The following is a 19,553-nucleotide window of genomic DNA, read 5'->3' as shown; positions in this document are numbered from 1 at the left end:
GACTGGAGGGTCAGCGAACACCGCGCGGACGAGGAGGACTTCTGCATGGCAAGCACGGACGACGGGACCAGTAACGACGGGGTAGGCAAGCCCGTCCTGGGTATCGGCATGGTCGGGTACGCGTTCATGGGCGCCGCCCACTCGCAGGGCTGGCGCACCGTGGGCCACGCCTTCGACCTGCCGCTCAGGCCCGGACTCGCCGCCATCTGCGGCCGCGACGCCGCGGGGGTGCGCGCCGCGGCCGACCGGCTCGGGTGGGCCGCGGCCGAGACCGACTGGCGGGCGCTGATCGCCCGGGACGACGTCGACCTGGTCGACATCTGTACTCCGGGCGACAGCCACGCCGAGATCGCCGTCGCCGCCCTGGAGGCCGGCAAGCACGTGCTGTGCGAGAAGCCGCTCGCCAACTCGGTGGAGGAGGCGGAGGCGATGGCGGAGGCCGCCGAACGGGCAGCGGCGCGCGGCCAGTTGGCGATGGTCGGCTTCAACTACCGACGCGTTCCGGCCCTCGCGCTCGCCCGCCAGCTGGTCGCCGACGGGCGCATCGGCACCCTGCGGCACGTCCGCGCCCACTACCTCCAGGACTGGCTCGTCGACCCGGCCTTCCCGCTCACCTGGCGGCTTCAGAAACCGCACGCGGGCACCGGCGCCCTCGGCGACCTCGGCGCGCACGCCGTGGACCTCGCCCAGTACCTCGCGGGCGAACCCCTGGCCGGTGTCTCCGCGCTCACCGAGACCTTCGTCCGAGAACGCCCGCTCCCGGGCGGGGCGTCCTCCGGACTCTCTGCGACCGGAGCCGACGGCGCCGGCACCGGCCCCGTCACGGTCGACGACGCGGCCCTGTTCACCGGCCGGTTCGCCTCCGGCGCGCTCGCCTCCTTCGAGGCCACCCGGTTCGCGACCGGCCGCAAGAACGCGCTCACCGTCGAACTCAACGGCTCCCACGGCTCGTTGGCCTTCGACCTGGAACGCCTCAACGAACTGTCCTTCCACGACCACACCGAACCCGCCGAGCACGCCGGATTCCGCCGGATCCTCGCCACCGAGCCCGGCCACCCCTATCTGGACGCCTGGTGGCCGCCCGGCCACGGACTCGGCTACGAGCACACGTTCACCCACCAGGCCCGCGACCTCGTCACCGCCATCGCCGAAGGGGTACAGCCCCGGCCTTCGTTCGCCGACGGTCTCCAGGTGCAGCGCGTCCTCGCGGCGGTCGAGGAGAGCGCGGCCAAGAACTCCGTCTACACCCCCGTTCCCGCCTGAGGGCCCCCGACCCGAGAGGAGCCACCCATGCCCCGCCCCTTCACCCTCTTCACCGGCCAGTGGGCCGACCTGCCGCTCGAGGACGTGTGCCGCATCGCCCGCGACGCCGGGTACGACGGCCTCGAACTCGCCTGCTGGGGAGACCACTTCGAGGTCGACAAGGCCCTCGACGACCCCGGCTACATCAAGGGGCGCCACGCCCTGCTCGACAAGTACGGCCTCAAGTGCTGGGCCATCTCCAACCACCTCGTCGGCCAGGCCGTCTGCGACGCCATCATCGACGAACGCCACGAGGCGATCCTGCCCGCCCGGATCTGGGGGCACGGCGAGGCCGAGGGCGTCCGCCAGCGGGCCGCCGCCGAGATCAAGGACACCGCCCGCGCGGCCGCCGCCTTCGGCGTCGACACCGTCATCGGCTTCACCGGGTCGGCCATCTGGCATCTGGTCGCCATGTTCCCGCCCGCGCCCGAGTCGATGATCGAGCGCGGCTACGAGGACTTCGCCGAACGCTGGAACCCCATCCTCGACGTGTTCGACGCCGAGGGCGTCCGCTTCGCGCACGAGGTCCACCCGAGCGAGATCGCCTACGACTACTGGACAACGCACAAGGCACTGGAGGCAGTTGACCACCGGCGGGCCTTCGGCCTGAACTTCGACCCCTCCCATTTCGTGTGGCAGGACCTCGACCCGGTCGGCTTCCTCTACGACTTCCGCGACCGCATCCTGCACGTCGACTGCAAGGAGGCCCGCAAGCGCCTCGACGGCCGCAACGGCCGGCTCGGCTCCCACCTCCCGTGGGGAGACCCGCGCCGCGGCTGGGACTTCGTGTCCGCCGGGCACGGGGACGTCCCCTGGGAGGACGTGTTCCGCATGCTCCGCTCCATCGACTACTCCGGGCCGATCTCGGTGGAGTGGGAGGACGCGGGCATGGACCGCCTCCAGGGCGCCCCCGAGGCGCTGACCCGCCTCAAGGCGTTCGACTACGAGCCGCCCACCGCGTCCTTCGACGCGGCGTTCAACAGCTGAACAGGCCGCCCGAGCCGCGCGACCGGACCCAGTGGTCGCGCGGCCGCTGAACCACGCCCGGAACCGGCTTTGTCCTGAGGTAGGAAAAAGCTCAACTCCCCGCTGCACATGGTCTGTTCGAACGGGACAAACGCGGCTAGCGTCCTCCCCCGAACGACCGCAACCACCGCAAGCACCGCACGGCACACACATCGCACTCACGGCACAGATCCCTCCGGGGCGACGGCGCGCCCCGGCGTATCGCACGACCCGCACCTCTGTCCGGAGGAACCCGTGCACAGGAAACGCCTGAGAACGCGCAACGCACTCGCCCTGCTCACCGGCACCCTGCTCGCCGCCGCCTCGCTCACCTTCTCGGCGGCCGCGGCCCCCGCGCCCGTTGCCGGCACGGCCGCGGCCGAGGACTTCCAGCAGGTCACCCTCGCCAAGGGCGCGGAGGAGGTCGGCGAACCGATGTCGCTGGCCGTCCTCCCGGACCGCAAGGTCCTGCACACCTCGCGCGACGGCGTGCTGCGCCTGACCGACGAGAACGGCACCACCAAGGTCGCCGGCAAGCTCGACGTCTACTCCCACGACGAAGAGGGCCTCCAAGGCGTCGGCGTCGACCCGCACTTCAGCGAGAACCGCGCGATCTACCTCTACTACGCGCCCCCGCTGAACACCCCGGCGGGCGACGCCCCCAACGACGGGACCGCCGCCGACTTCGCGCCCTTCGACGGCTACAACCGGCTCTCCCGTTTCACGCTGAACGCGGACGGCACGCTGAACAAGGACTCCGAGAAGAAGGTCCTCGACGTCGCCACGTCCCGCGGCATCTGCTGCCACGTCGGCGGCGACATCGACTTCGACAAGGACGGCAACCTGTACCTGTCGACCGGCGACGACTCCAACCCCTTCGCCTCCGACGGCTACACACCCATCGACGAGCGCAGCACCCGCAACCCGGCCTACGACGCCCAGCGTTCGGCCGGCAACACCAACGACCTGCGCGGCAAGATCCTCCGCGTCAAGGTCGCCGCCGACGGCTCGTACACCGTCCCCGACGGCAACCTGTTCGCCCCCGGCACCGACAAGACGCGCCCCGAGATCTACGCGATGGGCTTCCGCAACCCGTTCCGGATGAGCGTCGACAAGCCCACAGGAACCGTCTACGTCGGCGACTACGGGCCCGACGCCGGCACCGCCGACCCCGCCCGCGGACCCGGGGGCCAGGTCGAGTTCGCCCGCGTGACGAAGGCCGGCAACTTCGGCTGGCCGTACTGCACCGGCGCCAACGACGCCTACGTGGACTACGACTTCGGTACGCAGGCCTCCGGCGCCAAGTTCGACTGCGCGGCGCCCAAGAACACCTCGCCGCACAACACGGGCCTCACCGACCTGCCGCCCGCGCAGGCCGCCTGGATCCCCTACGACGGCAGCTCCCTCCCGGAGTTCGGCTCCGGCTCCGAGTCCCCGATGGGCGGCCCCGTCTACCGCTACGACGCCGCCAACACCTCCCCGGTGAAGTTCCCCGAGGCGTACGACGGCGACTTCTTCGCCGGCGAGTTCGGCCGCCAGTGGATCAAGCGGATCGAGCAGGACGCCGACGGCAAGGTCACCTCGATCAACCCGTTCCCCTGGACCGGCACCCAGGTGATGGACATGGCGTTCGGCCCCGACGGCGCGCTGTACGTCCTGGACTACGGCCTCTCCTGGTTCGGCGGCGACGAGCACTCCGCCCTGTACCGCATCGAGAACGCCACCGAAGGACACTCGCCGACCATCGACGCCAAGTCCGACAAGACCTCCGGACAGGCGCCCCTGAAGGCGCAGTTCACCTCCACGGCTTCGGACGCCGACGGTGACGCGCTCACGTACTCCTGGAACTTCGGCGACGGCACCACCGGCACCGGAGCCTCGCCCAGCCACACCTACAAGAAGAACGGCACCTACACCGCGACCGTGACCGCCAAGGACACCACGGGCCGCACCGGCAGCGCCGATGTGCACCTCGTCGTCGGCAACACCGCGCCCAAGGTGACCCTGGAACTCCCCGCCGACGGCCAGCTGTTCACCTTCGGCGACAAGGTCCCCTTCAAGGTGAAGGTCACCGACCCGGAGGACGGGGCCATCGACTGCTCCAAGGTCAAGGTCACGCACATCCTCGGCCATGACAGCCACGGCCACCCGATCACCTCGGCCACCGGCTGCTCCGGCACCATCCAGACCAGCGCCGACGGCGAACACGACCCGAACGCCAACGTCTTCGGCGTGTTCGACGCCGAGTACACCGACAAGGGCGCGAACGGCCAGCCGGCCCTCACCACGCACGACCAGCACGTCACCCAGCAGAAGCAGCGCCAGGCCGAGCACTACGGCGACTCCAAGGGTGTGTCCGTCGTCGGCCACGAGTCGGCCCACGGCGGCAAGGCCGTCGGCACCATCGACAACGGCGACTGGATCTCCTTCAAGCCGTACATGATCGGTAACGCCAAGTCCCTGAAGGCGCGCGTCGCCTCGGCCGGCAGCGGCGGCACCCTGGAGATCCGCACCGGCTCGGCCACCGGCAAGCTCGTCGGCAGCGCCAAGGTCGCACCGACCGGCTCCTGGGAGACGTACACCGACGTCACCACGGCGATCAGCAAGCCGCCCACCAAGAGCACCACGCTCTACCTGGTCTTCAAGGGCTCGGGTGGCGGACCCCTGTTCGAGATCGACGACTTCACGTTCACCACGAGCTGAGAGGAGCAGGACAGCATGCGCACCTCCGTACGCATAGGCCTCGCGACGGCCGCCGCCGCCCTGCTCATCGGCGGGCTCACGGCCCCGGCCACCTCGGCGCCCCAGGGCGCCGGGGCCCGCGACCGGGTCCTGGTGTTCTCCAAGACCGCCGGGTTCCGGCACGACTCCATCCCCGAGGGCATCGCAGCGCTGAAGGAACTCGGCGCCGCCGACCGCCTCGCCGTCGACACCACCGAGGACGCGACGGCCTTCACCCCGGGCAACCTCGCCCGGTACAAGGCCGTCGTCTTCCTCTCCACCACGGGCGACGTGCTCGACGCCACGCAGCAGAAGGCGTTCGAGGGCTACGTCGCCAAGGGCGGCGGCTACCTGGGCGTGCACGCCGCCGCCGACACCGAGTACGACTGGGACTACTACGGCGGCCTCGTCGGAGCCTGGTTCCAAGGACACCCGGCGATCCAGCCGGCCACGGTCCGCGTCGAGGACCGTCACCACCCGGCGACCCGCGAACTGCCGGACGCCTGGCAGCGCACCGACGAGTGGTACAACTACCGCTCCAACCCGCGCGACAAGGTGCACGTCCTCGCCTCGCTCGACGAGACGACGTACTCCGGCGGCACCATGAACGGCGATCATCCGATCGCCTGGTGCCAGAACTACGGAGGCGGCCGCGCCTTCTACACCGGCGGCGGACACACCAAGGAGTCCTACGCCGACCCCGCGTTCCGCGGTCATCTGCTCGGCGGTCTGAAGTACGCCACCGGGCAGGTCTCGGCCAACTGCCGCCCGAACACCGGCTACCGGGACATCTTCAACGGCGAGACGCTCGACGGCTGGAAGCAGGCGGGGCCCGGCGGCTTCACCGTGGATCCCTCGAAGGGAACGGTCGACTCCCACGGCGGGATGGGCCTGCTCTGGTACCAGGCCAAGGAGCTGAAGTCGTACTCCCTGAAGCTCGACTGGAAGATGGCGAGCGCCGGCGGCGACGACAACTCCGGTGTCTTCGTGGGCTTCCCGGCCTCCGACGACCCCTGGTCGGCCGTCGACAAGGGCTACGAGATCCAGATCGACGCCACCGACGCACCCGACCGCACCACCGGCGCGATCTACTCCTTCCAGTCCGCCGACCTCAAGGCCCGTGACAAGGCACTGAAGCCGCCGGGGGAGTGGAACTCGTACGAGATCAAGGTGCGGGGCGAGCGCCTCCAGGTGTTCCTCAACGGGGTCGAGGTCAACGACTTCACCAACAAGGACCCCGAGCGGAGCCTGACCGACGGCTACATCGGTCTGCAGAACCACGGCGACTCCGACCAGGTGTCCTTCCGCGAGATCCGCCTGAAGGAACTCACCGCCGCGTCCGACGCGGGCGCACTGCCCGGCGCGGGCGACTAGTGCTGCGCCGCGGAAGTTCCGCCGATGGCCATCGGCTCGTTGACCCGGCATGGTCTTGGATCCCGATGATCGGCGTGTGCTGGAGGACCGGGTGCGTGCGCACACCACCCCGCAGCGTGCCGCCCGCCGTGCGCACATAGTGCTGCTGGCTGCGGGAGGGTGCCCTGTCTGGCGGATAGCGGAGATCGTGCGAGTGGATGTCTCCACGGTGGTGCGGTGGCGGGACCGGTTCACCAGGGAGGGAGTGGCCGGACTGGAGGACCGGCCCCGCTCGGGCAGGCCGCCCGTTTACGGTCCGGAGGTTCGGCTGCGGATCGTGGCGACGGCCACCAGCACCCCACCTCGTCCCTACGACGGCTGGTCGCACCGGCTGATCGCAGATCGCCTGGCCGACACGGGCGTCTCCGTCTCCCAGGTCGGACGCATCCTTGCCGCGCTCCAGGTCAAGCCGCACCGGGTCCGCGGCTGGCTGACCCGGCCCGCCGACCCACACTTCTTCACCAGGGCGGCCGAGGTGTGCGCCCTCTACCGCAACCACCCGCCGGAATCGGTGGTGCTCTCGGTGGATGAGAAGACCGCGATGGCCGCCCGCTCCCGCAGGCACCCCGACCGGCTGCCCGGCCCCGGCCGGGTGCGCCTGCGGGAGTTTGAGTACGTCCGTCATGGCACCGTCTCGGTCACCGCCGCGCTGGACGTGCACACCGGGCAGGTCGTCGTGGACGAGCTGCCACGCAATGACTCCGCGCACTTCGTGAAGTTCCTGGCGCGGCTGGACAGGTGCATCCCGGCCGGGCTGACGGTCCATCTGGTCCTGGACAACGGCGCCTCGCACACCTCCAAGGCCACCCGGGCCTGGCTGAGGCGACATCCCCGGATCGTGACGCACTACACCCCCAAGCACGCCTCCTGGCTGAACCAGGTGGAAATCTTCTTCTCTCTCCTGGCCCGTGCCGTCCTGCGCCACGGGGACTTCTCCTCACGCACCGACCTGCTGGAGAAAGTCACCGACTTTGCCGTCATCCACAACGAGACTGCCCACCCGTTTAGTTGGAACTACAACGGTCGGCCCCGCCAGACTGGGCACGAAAGCGCCGCCGCTGCGAAGGAACCGTGCCATGCCCACTGACTCCGTCCTGCAGATCAAGGTCACCCTGGCCGGCACCCACCCGCCGATCTGGCGACGACTGCAGGTCCCGGCCGACCTCACGCTCGACCGCCTGCACCTGGTGATCCAGACCGCGATGGGCTGGGAGAACTACCACATGCACCTTTTTGAGACCCCGGCCGGCGACTACGGGCGCCGCGACAGCGAGCTCGGCCACCGCGACGAACGCAAGGTCCCGCTCTACGCCGTCGCGCCCGCAGTCGGGGACAAGATCAGCTACACCTACGACTTCGGTGACGATTGGGTGCACCGCATCGAGGTGGAAGAGACCCTGCCCCGGGACCCGGGAACGGCCTACCCCCGCTGCTTGACCGGTCGCCGGGCTTGCCCACCCGAGGACTGCGGTGGTCCGTGGGGCTACGCGAACTTCATCGAGGCCATCACCGATCCCGACCATGAAGAACACGAGGAACTCCTGGAGTGGGTCGGCAGCGCCTTCGACCCCAGCCAGTTCGACGTCGAGGACGCCAACAAACGCCTTGCCGCCTGACGGCCACCGGCAGAACTTCCGCGGCGCAGCACTAGGACGGCGGCGGGCGAGGGACGCCGGACCCCCGCCCGCCGCCTTGCCCTGCCCCACCGCATGACGTCATGCATGGCTTCACGACCGGCTTCACGCTCGACTAGGAGGCTGCCCATGTCCGCCGGACCGTCCCGCCCTCCATCCTCGACCGGCCCGCGGTTCGGTGTGTGGCTCATCGGGGCCCGCGGGTCCGTCGCGACCACGGCGATCTCGGGCTGCGCCGCCATCGCTGCCGGGTTGCATCCACCGTCCGGGATGGTCACGGAGACCGAGCCGTTCACCACGGTGCCCCTGCCGCCCCTGACCTCCCTCGTCTTCGGCGGCCACGACACCCTCGACTGCCCGCTGCCCAAACGCGCCGAACACCTCGCCGCCGGGGGAGTGCTGCCGCACGGGCTGCCGGGCGCGGTGCAGGGCGAACTCGCCGCCGCCGACCGCGAGATCAGGCCCGGCGGACCGCTTCCTGGCGACGACCGTCCCCAGAACGAGCTGATCGCCGCCTTCGCCGCGGACATCCAGGCCTTCGTACGACGCCATGCCCTGGCCGGCGCTGTCGTCGTGAACGTCGCCTCCACCGAGGCGCCGCCGCGCGGCGACCTCCTCCCGGCCAGCTCCCTGTACGCGGCGGCGGCCCTTCGCGCCGGTTGCCCGTACATCAACTTCACCCCCTCCACGGGACTCCACCACCCCTCTCTTCAGCACGCGGCGCACACCGCGGGCGTCCCTTTCGCGGGCCGCGACGGCAAGACCGGGCAGACGCTGCTGCGGTCCGTGCTCGGCCCGATGTTCCGCAGGCGCGCGCTCGACGTGCGCGCCTGGTCCGGCACCAACCTCCTCGGCGGCGGCGACGGTGCGGCCCTCGCCGACCCGGCCGCTGCCGCCGCCAAGAACGCCGGCAAGGAACGCGTCCTCGCCGACACCCTCGGCGCCGTCCCGCAGGGCGAGGTCCACATCGACGACGTCCCTGCGCTCGGCGACTGGAAGACGGCGTGGGACCACATCGCCTTCGACGGCTTCCTCGGCGCCCGGATGACCCTTCAGACCACGTGGCAGGGCTGCGACTCGGCTCTCGCCGCACCCCTCGTCCTCGACCTCGCCCGCCTCCTGCTGCGCGCCGCGCAGTCCGGCCTGACCGGCCCCCGCCCCGAACTGGGCTTCTACTTCAAAGCCCCCGACCCCGGCGCGTCCTCCGACCTGGACCACCAGTACGCATCCCTCCTCGCCTTCGCCCACCGCCTACGAGACGACGCATCGTGAGCGCGACACCGACCGGGGGGCCTGCCGACGGGAACCGGGACGAGGTTCCCCGTCCGCGGCGCCGTGGTCGGGCCTGGGTCGAACTCCTGCGCCTACCCGCCTTGTTCACCGTGCCCGGCGACGCCTTGGCCGGGGCGGCCGCGAGCGGATACGGGTCCCGACCCACGCGCGGCACCTTCCTCGCCGTCGGCGCCTCCCTCAGCCTGTACGCGGCGGGCATGGCGCTCAACGACTGGGCCGACCGGGACGAGGACGCCCGCGACCGCCCCCACCGCCCACTGCCCTCGGGACGCGTCCGACCGGCCCACGCCCTGGCGGCGGCGGGGGCGCTGACCGGCACGGGCCTGGCCCTGGCCTGCCGCGCCAACCGGACGACCGGCGCGGTGGCCACGGCCCTCGCGGCGACGGTGTGGGCGTACGACCTACGCCTGAAGCACACCGCGGCGGGCCCGGCCGCAATGGGCGCGGCCCGCGCCCTCGACCTCCTGATGGGCGCAACGGCCACCGGGCCGCCGCGGTCAGGCTGCGTCCCGGGCCCGGGTGTCACGGCAACCACCGCCCGGTCGGGGCCACACGACGCCCTGGCCCCGACCCTCACCGCGGCCCTCACCCTCGCCATCCACACCACCGCCGTGACCACCGTTTCCCGTACGGAGGCCCAGGGTGGGGCCAGTACTGGTCCGCTGACCGCCCTGGGCGCAGGCGTCGGCATCGCGGTGGCGCTCCTCAGCACGAGGGCCGGGAGCCTGCCTCGGGAGCGGCCCGGTGCACGTACTCGCCACCCGTGGGCCAAGCCCACGCGGTCCGCTCCGATCGCTGTCGCCCTCCCCGTCGCCGCGTACGCCGCCACCGCGCTGCGCCCCCTCTTCCACGCCGCCCTCAATCCGTCACCCCAGCTCACCCAACGCGCCGTCGGCGCCGGCATCCGTGCCCTCGTGCCCCTCCAGTCCGCGCTGGCCGCCCGCTCCGGCGCCCCCATGACCGCGCTCGCCACCCTCACCCTCACGCCCCTGCCCCGCCGCTTCGCGAAGAAGGTGAGCATCACGTGACTCCGCCACCGTCCGGCACCGGCTCCGCCACGCGGCTTCCGCGGACCGGCCATGTCGGGGCGTCCGCCCTCGAACCCACCCCGCCCCGCTGGGGCTACGGCACCAACGGCCTCACCGATCTGCGGCTCGCCGACGCACTCGCCCTGCTCGCCGACCTCGGCTACGACGGTGTCGGGCTCACCCTCGACCACATGCACCTCGACCCCCTCGCTCCGGACCTCGCGGCCCGCACCCGCGACGTGGCCCGTGCACTGGACCGGTACCGGCTCACGGCCACCGTGGAGACCGGCGGACGTTACGTTCTCGACCCGCGCCGCAAGCACGGCCCCTCCCTCCTCGACCCGGACCCCGACGCCCGGGCCTCCCGTATCCGACTGCTCGTCTGTGCCGTCCAGGTGGCCGCCGACCTGGGCGCCCACGCGGTGCACTGCTTCAGCGGCGTCATCCCCGACGGCACCGAACCGGACACGGCCTGGAAGCGGCTCGGCGCGGCACTCGCCCCCGTACTGGAAGCGGCCGACGCCGCCGGTGTCCCGCTCGCCGTCGAGCCGGAACCCGGTCATCTCCTCGCCACGCTCGACGACTTCCATCGGCTGCGCCGCATCCTCGGCAACCCCGAGGGGCTCGGCCTGACCCTCGACATCGGGCACTGCCAGTGCCTGGAACCGCTGCCTCCCGCCGACTGCGTCCGAGCGGCGGCGCCCTGGCTGCGGCATGTGCAGATCGAGGACATGCGCCGAGGCGTCCATGAGCATCTTCCGTTCGGGGAAGGGGAGATCGACTTTCCGGCCGTCCTCGGCGCACTCGCCGCCACCGGATACCAGGGTCTGACCGTCGTCGAACTCCCTCGCCACTCCCACGCGGGGCCCCAACTGGCCGCCCAGTCACTCGACTTCCTGCGGGCTGCGGCCCGGCCGGCACCGCGAGGAGGCACACCATGACGGACAGCACCGGCACCCTCCCGGCCCTCGACGCCCTCCGTGATCGTCTCGACTCCGCTGCCCGTGCCTGGTTGGACGCGGCACTCACCGACGCGGCGGCCGCCCACACCGTCGCCGCCACGGCCGAACGTGGCATCCCCGCATGGGAGTTGCGGTTCGCCGAGGCCGGACGCCGCGTCGGTGACGCGCACGCGGACGCCGCCCGGCTCCTGCTGCTGCACGCCGCCCGCGCCGACACCGCCACCCTCTCCGCGCTGTACGCGCAGGGCACCGCCGCCGAACGCCGCGCCGTACTGCTCGCCCTGCCCCACCTGGTGGAAGGCCCGGACGCCCGCCCGCTGATCGAGGACGCCCTGCGCGCCAACGACACCCGCCTGGTGGCGGCCGCCGTCGGACCGTACGCCGCCGCCCACCTGCCCGCCCACGCGTGGCGGCACGCCGTCCTCAAGTGTCTGTTCACCGGGGTGCCGGTGGACGCCGTGGCACGGCTGGCCGACCGCACTCGCGGCGACGGTGAACTCGCCCGCATGCTGGCCGACTTCGCCGACGAACGCACCGCCGCGGGGCGCGCCGTCCCCGACGACCTGCACCGCGTCCTGGCCCTGACCGCACCCGAGTCCTCGACCGACGGCCGGGTCGATCCCCACGGCAAGGAGTCCTGATGCGCATCTTCGACCCCCACATCCACATGACCTCGCGCACCACCGACGACTACAAGGCGATGCACGCCGCCGGTGTGCGGGCCCTCGTGGAGCCGGCCTTCTGGCTCGGCCAGCCCCGCACCTCGCCCGCCTCCTTCTACGACTACTTCGACTCCCTCCTGGGCTGGGAGCCCTTCCGCGCCGCCCAGTACGGCATCGCACACCACTGCACGATCGCCCTCAACCCCAAAGAGGCGAACGACCCGCGCTGCACCCCCGTCCTCGACACGCTGCCCCGCTACCTCGCGAAGGACAACGTCGTCGCCGTCGGCGAGATCGGCTACGACTCGATGACCGCCGCCGAGGACACCGCGCTCGCCGCCCAGCTCCAACTGGCCGCGGACCACGGCCTGCCCGCCCTCGTGCACACCCCGCACCGCGACAAGCTCGCAGGGCTGCGCCGCACCCTCGACGTCGTCCGCGAGTCCGCGCTGCCCGTCGAGCGCGTCCTGGTCGACCACCTCAACGAGACCACCGTCAAGGAGGCCAAGGACTCCGGGGCCTGGCTCGGCTTCTCCGTCTACCCCGACACCAAGATGGACGAGGCCCGGATGGTGGAGATCCTGCGCGTCCACGGCCCGGAGAAGGTCCTCGTCAACTCCGCTGCCGACTGGGGCAACAGCGACCCGCTCAAGACCCGCAAGGTCGCCGACGCCATGCTCGCCTCCGGCTTCACCGACGACGACGTCGACCACGTGCTGTGGCGCAACCCCGTCGCCTTCTACGGACTCAGCGACCGCCTGCGACTCGACGTGCCACCCGCGGAAACCGTCACCCACGAAGGCAACTCGGTCCTGCGCGGCGGTGAGTGACGCATGCGCTTCAGGCACCCCGACGGCTCCACCGTCCACCTCGCGTACTGCACCAACGTGCACCCCGCCGAGACCCTCGACGGCGTCCTCGCCCAACTGCGCGACCACTGCGAACCCGTGCGCAAACGCCTCGGCAGGGACCGCCTCGGCATCGGCCTGTGGCTCGCGAGGGACGCCGCCCGCGCCCTGATCACCGACCCCACCGCCCTGCGCGGACTGCGCTCCGAACTCGACCGGCGCGGCCTCGAGGTCGTCACCCTCAACGGCTTCCCCTACGAGGGCTTCGGCGCCGCGGAGGTCAAGTACCGCGTCTACAAACCGGACTGGGCCGACCAGGAGCGCCTCACCCACACCATCGACCTGGCCCGGCTGCTCGGCGCCCTGCTGCCCGCCGACGCCACCGAGGGCACCGTCTCCACCCTGCCGCTGGCCTGGCGCACCGCCCACGACCCGCAGCGCGCCGAACGGGCCCGCACCGCCCTGCGCACCCTCGCCGAACGCCTCGACACCATCGAGGAGCTGACCGGCCGCTCGATCCGCATCGGCCTGGAACCCGAACCCGGCTGCGTCGTCGAGACCACCGCCGACGCCATCGGCCCCCTCACCGACATCGCCCGCACCGACCGCGTCGGCCTGTGCCTCGACACCTGCCACCTCGCCACCTCCTTCGAACGACCCGACGCCGCGCTCGACGCCCTGGCCGCGGCCCGCGTCCCCGTCGTGAAGGCACAGCTCTCCGCCGCCCTCCATGCCGAACACCCCCATCTGCCCGAAGTCCGCTCGGCGCTCGCCGCGTTCGACGAACCCCGCTTCCTGCACCAGACCCGCGCCCACGCCGACGGCACCCTGCACGGCGTCGACGACCTGGGCGAAGCCCTGGCGGACGCCGGACAGGACAAGCCGCGGCGACTCCCGCGGGGCGTGCCGTGGCGCGCCCACTTCCACGTCCCCCTGCACGCGGCCCCCGCCGCGCCCCTCATCTCCACGCTCGACGTCCTCAAGGACACGCTGACCCGCCTCGTCGGCACGGCCCACCCGCTCACCCGCCACCTGGAGGTCGAGACCTACACCTGGCAGGCCCTGCCGCCGGCCCTGCGCCCACGCGGACGCCAGCAGCTCGCCGACGGGATCGCCGCTGAACTCGCCCTGGCACGCGACCTGTTGACCGACCTCGGCTTGAAGGAGCTGCCATGACCGGCACGCCCAGCACCGGTCCCACCCCGCTCCTCGTCCTCGACATCGTCGGCCTCACCCCCCGCCTGCTCGACCACATGCCGCACCTCAAGCGCATCGGCCAGTCCGGCACGAAGGCATCCCTCGGCACCGTGCTGCCCGCCGTCACCTGCGCCGCCCAGTCCACGTTCCTGACCGGCACGATGCCCGCCGAGCACGGCATCGTCGGCAACGGCTGGTACTTCCGCGAACTCGGTGACGTGCTGCTGTGGCGCCAGCACAACGGCCTCGTCGGCGGCGACAAACTCTGGGACGCCGCCCGCCGCGCCCACCCCGGCTACACGGTCGCCAATATCTGCTGGTGGTACGCCATGGGCGCCGACACCGACATCACCATCACTCCCCGTCCCGTCTACTACGCCGACGGCCGCAAGGAACCCGACTGCTACACCCGGCCCCCGGCCCTGCACGACGAACTCACCGAGAAACTCGGCACGTTCCCCCTGTTCCACTTCTGGGGTCCGGGCGCCGACCTCGTCTCCAGCCGGTGGATCATCGACGCCACCCGCCACGTCCTGGCCACCCGCCACCCCGACCTGATCCTGAGCTACCTCCCGCACCTCGATTACGACCTGCAGCGCTACGGCCCCGACGACCCGCGCTCCCTCCAGGCCGCCGCCGATCTCGACGCCGCCCTCGCACCGCTCCTGGACGACGCCCGCGCCGAAGGCCGCACCGTCGTCGCCCTGTCCGAGTACGGCATCACTCGCGCCGACCGCCCCGTCCACATCAACCGGGCGCTGCGCCGCGCCGGACTGCTCGAGGTGCACACGCAGGACGGCATGGAGTACCTCGACCCGATGGCATCGCGCGCCTTCGCCGTCGCCGACCACCAGATCGCGCACATCTACGTACGCCGCCCCGAGGACCTCGACGCCACCCGCGAGGCGCTCGCCGAGCTTCCCGGCATCGAGCGACTCCTCGACGACGAGCGCAAGAAGGCGCACCACCTCGACCACCCGCGCTCCGGCGAACTCGTCGCCATCGCCGACGCCGACGCCTGGTTCACGTACTACTACTGGCTCGACGACGCCCGCGCGCCCGACTTCGCGCAGCTCGTCGAGATCCACCGCAAACCCGGCTACGACCCGGTCGAACTCTTCATGGACCCCCTCGACCCCTATGTGAAGGTCAAGGCGGCCACCGCCCTCGCCCGCAAGAAGCTCGGCATGCGCTACCGCATGGCGGTCGTCCCGCTGGACGCCTCACCTATTCGCGGCAGCCATGGCCGCCTCCCGGCGAGCGAGGAAGAAGGTCCGCTCATCCTGTGCTCCACCCCCCACGCGTTCCCTGGCCGCGTCGCGGCCACCGATGTGAAAGCCCTGCTCCTCGAACTGGCAGGAGCAACAGCACCAGTTACAGAGAGTGAAGCACACGCCACTGACAACGCCCGGATCAGCCAAGACACCCGGACCGAGAGAAGGCACCCGTGACCGACTCCCGCACCACCACCCCCGGCCCCGACGAAGCGGCCGGCCCCGACGACGCCCTCAGAACCCGCCTCGGCATCAACCGCCGCCGCTTCCTCAGCACGTGCACCGCGGCAGCCGGCGCCGCCATCGCCGCACCCGTCTTCGGCGCGGCCCCCGCACTCGCCCAGCCGAACGCGAAGGCCGGAGGCGGCGGCCCCGGCACCCGCCTCGTCCCCGCCGACAAGCGCGGCATCATCCTCTACACCGTGCGCGACGCCACCGGCCGCGACCCGCTCAGCACCGACCTGCCCTCCGGCTTCCGCGAGGTGTTCAAGGAGCTGGCCCGCTACGGGTACCGGCAGGTCGAGTTCGCCGGCTACGGCCAGCACGCCAACGCGCCAGGAGGCGCCAACCTGGAGTCCGTCGAGGGCGCCAAGCTGCTGCGTTCGTGGCTCGACGAGTACGGTCTTCGCGCCCAGGGCAACCACGGCTTCATCCCGTCGTCCTGGCCGCTCACGCAGGCCGACACCGACCAGTTCAAGAAGCACCTGGAGATCGCGAACATCCTCGGCATGGACCACATGGGCACCGGCGGCGACCCCACCGGCAGCTCGTACAAGGCGGACTGGGACGTCGCCGCCGACAAGTGGAACGCGCTGGGGCGGATCGCCGACCGCGCGGGTCTCAAGCTCTACACGCACAACCACGACGCCGCGTACGGGTTCCTCACCGACGGCGGGCCGCTCGACGACCAGGGCCGCCCGACCCGCAGCTCCGGCATCCGCAAGCTCGAGTACTTCCTGCGGATCAGCGACCCGAAGACGGTGTGGCTGGAGATGGACATCTTCTGGGCGCACGTGGCCCAGTACAAGTTCCACACCTACACCGCGCACGACGGCTCCACGCGCGAGAAGGTCTTCGACCCGGCCGCCCTCGTCGTCGCCCACAACGCGCGCTACCCGCTCTTCCACGCGAAGGACGGCACCCGCAACGACACCAACGGCATGGGCTACGACATGGTGCCCTTCGGCGAAGGTGTCATCGACTACCGGACGTTCTTCAAGCGGGTCGGCGCCCGCAACTACCACAACCCCATGGTCGAGCAGGACAACGCGCCCAGCTCCACCGACCCCGCCCAGTCCCTGACCCACGCCCGCATCGGCTACGACAACCTCGCGGCCCTGCGGAAGTAGGACCCGGCGCATGAGTGGGGCCCGGCCGCCCGGCCGGGCCCCACTCAGCTGTCACGGACACGTGTTACGTGATCATGCCAATGACACCGCCTTCTCGTTCCGCCCCGGCTGCCGCAGCAGCAGGGCCACGAGCGCCGCCAGCATGGAGATCCCGCCGGCCAGGGCGTACGCCCCGTTGTAGCCCCAGGCGCCGACCACCATCGAGCCGAGGCCGCCGCCGAACAGGCCGCTGATGAGCTTGCCGCTGTACACCAGGCCGTAGTTGGTGGCGTTGAAGTTCTCCCCGAAGTAGTCCGGGGTCAGCGCCGCGAACATCGGGTAGAACGCACCGCCGCCGAAGCCGGACAGGAACGCGAAGACCAGGAACAGGGCCTCGCTGTGGATGTCGCCCGCCCAGATGATGCCGAACTGGGCGAGACCCAGGACGACGATCACGAGGATCAGGCTCGCCTTGCGGCCCCACAGGTCCGACATCCAGCCGACAACGGCACGGCCGACGCCGTTGATGACAGCCATGACACCCATCGACGAGGCGGCGACGAGCGGACCGAAGCCGACCTCCTTGGCGAAGTCGACCTGGAAGGAGATGCCGAAGATCGACACACCTGCCGTGAGGACCAGGCTGAGCCACATCAGGGGCAGCTGGCCGGTCTTGATGGCCTCCATGGGTGTGAACTGCCGTACGGCGGGCGGGTTCTTGGTGAGAGCGGCCCCGCTCTTGCCCGACTTGGCGAGCGGGTCGACCTCCGAGGGCCACCAGTTCTTCGGCGGGTCCCGGAAGAAGAACGCACACACCAGCACCACGACCAGCACGTACACGCCGATCATGTCGAGCACCCGGTGGTAGTTCGACGTGTCGAAGGCGTAGTTGAAGATGAAGATGAACGGAAGCGAGCCGTAGGCGAAGCCTCCGTTGACGAAACCTGTCCTGCCGCCTTTGCGCTCCGGGTACCACTTGCCGACCATGTTGATACAGGTCGCGTACACGAACCCGGAGCCGAGCCCGCCGATCACGCCGAATCCGATGATGGCCAGCCACACGTTGTGCAGGTGCGACAGGGCCAGGAAACCGAACAGGCACATGAAGGCGCCGACGTACATGGCGCGCCGCGCCGGCATGATGCCCTTCTCCCGCAGCCAGCCGGCCGGGAACGCCACACCTGCCTGGAAGAACACCCAGACGCTCAGGATCCAGAAGGTGTTGGACTGCGTCCAGCCGTGCGCGGAGGACAACGTGTCCTCGGCGGACCCGTAGGCGTACTCGAAGACACTGATGGCCATCATCGCGGCCCATGGCAGGTACACCATGAACTTGCGGGAGTGGCCGAGGATGTCGCGGTCGGTCTCGCCCACGCGATAGATCCGGCCGTGCTCATCGGTGATCTCTCGGTACCGGCTCCCCGAAGCCGGTGCCGTATTGCTAGCGGAGACAGGTTCCGCCGTCATATCAAGCCATCTCCTCACCAAGGGGTTGTGGGTTGGGGTGGATCCCACGCTTCTTGGGCCTACCGGGCGGGGACAGGAAGATGGCCACGAAGCCGGCGAAGAACGAGATGCAGCCGGCCAGGATGAACGCACCGGAGTGCCCCCAGGCGCCGACGACGACGGACCCCATGCCCGCGCCGAGCCCTGAGACGAGCTTGGAGCTGTAGACCATTCCGTAGTTGGTGGCGTTGTTGTTCTCACCGAAGTAGTCCGCGGTCAGGGCCGCGAACATCGGGAAGATCGCGCCGCCACCGAAGCCGGAGATCGCGGAGAAGATCAGGAACATCGCGAGGATCTGCTCCGAGGCCGACCAGATGATGCCGAACTGGGCGAGGCCCAGGATGAAGCAGACCGCCAGCAGACACTGCTTGCGGCCGTAGCGGTCGGACAGCCAGCCGATGACACCGCGGCCGGTGCCGTTGACGACCGCCTTGAGTGACATCGCGGTCGCCACGATGCCGCCCGCGAAGCCCGCTTCCTTGCCGATGTCGACCTGGAAGGCGATGCCGAAGATGTTCACACCCGACGTACAGGCCAGGCAGAACCACATCAGCGCGACCCGGCCGGTCCTCCATGCCTCCATGGGGGTGTACTGCTTGACGGCCGGCGGGTTCTTCTCCAGCGACCGGCGGGCCCGCGGGTCCTCCGGAGGGTTGAGCGGGTCGATGTTCGCAGGCCACCAGTTCTTCGGCGGGTCCTTGAAGAAGGAGCCCGCGACGGCGACCATCGTGGCCAGCAGGACACCCACCGAGACCAGCACCCAACGGAAGTTGGTCAGGTCCATGAACCCGGTGAACAGGAACACGAACGGGACCGAGCCGTAGGCGAAACCGCCGTTGACGAAGCCCGTCTTGCCGCCCCTGCGCTCCGGATACCACTTGCCGACCATGTTGACGCAGGTCGCGTACACCATGCCGGCGCCCATACCGCTGAAGACACTGAAGCCGATGTAGGCGACGATGACGTGCGGTGCGAAGGCCAGCGACAGATAGCCGAGGAAGGTTCCCGCGGCGCCGAGCATCATGGCCCAGCGGGCCGGTAGTTTGCCGCTCTCGCGCAGCCTGCCCGCGGGCATGGCCACGGCCGCCTGGAAGAACACCCAGACGGTCATCATCCAGAAGATGTGTCCGCTGTTCCAGTTGTGCGCGGTGTGCAGGGTGTCCTCTGCGGACGCGAACGCGTACTCCGCGGAGGAGATGCCCATCATGCCCACCCAGGGCAGGATGACCATCCACTTGCGTCCGCGACCCATGATGTCGATGTCGCTCTCGCCAACGCGGTACATCCGGCCGTTGGCGTCCGTCACCTCCCTGTAGGGGACGGAACTCGGCAGATCGGTTGTTGTCATGTCGGTCGTTTCCCTTGCGTCGAAAGATCTGG

15 protein-coding genes and 1 pseudogene are annotated in these 19,553 nt (G+C 70.6%); 14 read left to right on the top strand and 2 right to left on the bottom strand.

Features of this window, described 5'->3' with window-relative positions; all coding sequences use genetic code 11:
* Positions 1-45: 45 nt before the first annotated feature.
* The 14 genes and pseudogenes from ACP4E5_RS11520 to ACP4E5_RS11455 all read left to right on the top strand — a co-directional run bounded on the left by ACP4E5_RS11520 (position 46) and on the right by ACP4E5_RS11455 (position 16,688).
* The gene (locus tag ACP4E5_RS11520; RefSeq protein WP_425827628.1) at positions 46-1,263 is read left to right on the top strand and encodes a Gfo/Idh/MocA family protein; all 1,218 of its coding nucleotides are present in this window, start codon (positions 46-48) and stop codon (positions 1,261-1,263) included.
* A gap of 27 nt (positions 1,264-1,290) precedes the next feature.
* On the top strand, positions 1,291-2,289 hold the full coding sequence (locus tag ACP4E5_RS11515) for a sugar phosphate isomerase/epimerase family protein (RefSeq protein ID WP_425827626.1): 999 nt from the start codon (positions 1,291-1,293) through the stop codon (positions 2,287-2,289).
* A gap of 273 nt (positions 2,290-2,562) precedes the next feature.
* Positions 2,563-5,010: a PQQ-dependent sugar dehydrogenase gene (locus ACP4E5_RS11510; protein WP_425827624.1), complete on the top strand. Its 2,448-nt coding sequence runs from the start codon at positions 2,563-2,565 to the stop codon at positions 5,008-5,010.
* Positions 5,011-5,025: 15 nt separating this feature from the next.
* The gene (locus ACP4E5_RS11505) at positions 5,026-6,402 is read left to right on the top strand and encodes a ThuA domain-containing protein (RefSeq protein ID WP_425827622.1); all 1,377 of its coding nucleotides are present in this window, start codon (positions 5,026-5,028) and stop codon (positions 6,400-6,402) included.
* Positions 6,403-6,478: 76 nt separating this feature from the next.
* Complete coding sequence (locus tag ACP4E5_RS11500) at positions 6,479-7,528, top strand: IS630 family transposase (RefSeq protein WP_425827620.1); 1,050 nt, start codon at positions 6,479-6,481, stop codon at positions 7,526-7,528.
* Positions 7,518-8,057, top strand: coding sequence for a plasmid pRiA4b ORF-3 family protein (locus ACP4E5_RS11495; RefSeq protein ID WP_425827618.1), 540 nt, complete (start codon positions 7,518-7,520; stop codon positions 8,055-8,057). The genes ACP4E5_RS11500 and ACP4E5_RS11495 overlap by 11 nt, the downstream gene beginning before the upstream one ends.
* 147 nt (positions 8,058-8,204) lie before the next feature.
* Positions 8,205-9,347: an inositol-3-phosphate synthase gene (locus ACP4E5_RS11490; protein ID WP_425827616.1), complete on the top strand. Its 1,143-nt coding sequence runs from the start codon at positions 8,205-8,207 to the stop codon at positions 9,345-9,347.
* Positions 9,348-9,457: 110 nt separating this feature from the next.
* Positions 9,458-10,396, top strand: coding sequence for an SCO3242 family prenyltransferase (locus ACP4E5_RS11485; RefSeq protein ID WP_425841215.1), 939 nt, complete (start codon positions 9,458-9,460; stop codon positions 10,394-10,396).
* 119 nt (positions 10,397-10,515) lie between these two features.
* On the top strand, positions 10,516-11,337 hold the full coding sequence (locus ACP4E5_RS11480) for a sugar phosphate isomerase/epimerase family protein (RefSeq protein ID WP_425841213.1): 822 nt from the start codon (positions 10,516-10,518) through the stop codon (positions 11,335-11,337).
* Entirely contained in the window at positions 11,334-11,999 is a 666-nt protein-coding gene (locus ACP4E5_RS11475) for an EboA domain-containing protein (RefSeq protein ID WP_425827614.1), read from the top strand. Before ACP4E5_RS11480 ends, ACP4E5_RS11475 begins: the two co-directional genes overlap by 4 nt.
* Positions 11,999-12,850 carry a TatD family hydrolase gene (locus ACP4E5_RS11470; protein WP_425827612.1) on the top strand — a complete coding sequence of 284 codons (852 nt, stop codon included), beginning with the start codon at positions 11,999-12,001 and terminating at the stop codon, positions 12,848-12,850. The genes ACP4E5_RS11475 and ACP4E5_RS11470 overlap by 1 nt, the downstream gene beginning before the upstream one ends.
* Before the next feature lie 3 nt (positions 12,851-12,853).
* Entirely contained in the window at positions 12,854-14,044 is a 1,191-nt protein-coding gene (gene eboE, locus ACP4E5_RS11465) for a metabolite traffic protein EboE (protein WP_425827610.1), read from the top strand.
* Positions 14,041-15,426 (top strand): annotated as a pseudogene (locus tag ACP4E5_RS11460) (alkaline phosphatase family protein); the annotation flags it as partial. The gene eboE and the pseudogene ACP4E5_RS11460, both read left to right, overlap by 4 nt.
* A gap of 86 nt (positions 15,427-15,512) precedes the next feature.
* Positions 15,513-16,688, top strand: a complete 1,176-nt coding sequence (locus tag ACP4E5_RS11455) for a sugar phosphate isomerase/epimerase family protein (RefSeq protein WP_425827608.1) — start codon at positions 15,513-15,515, stop codon at positions 16,686-16,688.
* 72 nt (positions 16,689-16,760) lie between these two features.
* On the opposite strand, the gene ACP4E5_RS11450 is transcribed toward ACP4E5_RS11455, so the two are convergent.
* A complete protein-coding gene (locus ACP4E5_RS11450; RefSeq protein WP_425827606.1) occupies positions 16,761-18,134 on the bottom strand; it encodes an OFA family MFS transporter in 1,374 nt (457 codons plus the stop codon).
* 1 nt (position 18,135) lies between these two features.
* A complete protein-coding gene (locus tag ACP4E5_RS11445; RefSeq protein ID WP_425827604.1) occupies positions 18,136-19,521 on the bottom strand; it encodes an OFA family MFS transporter in 1,386 nt (461 codons plus the stop codon).
* Positions 19,522-19,553 lie beyond the last annotated feature (32 nt).

This window comes from Streptomyces fractus, from assembly GCF_049844455.1.
GTDB classification, from domain to species: Bacteria; Actinomycetota; Actinomycetes; order Streptomycetales; family Streptomycetaceae; genus Streptomyces; species Streptomyces fractus.
The sequence above is the reverse complement of the archived record's forward strand: the minus strand, read 5'-3'. Positions and strand labels throughout refer to the sequence as shown.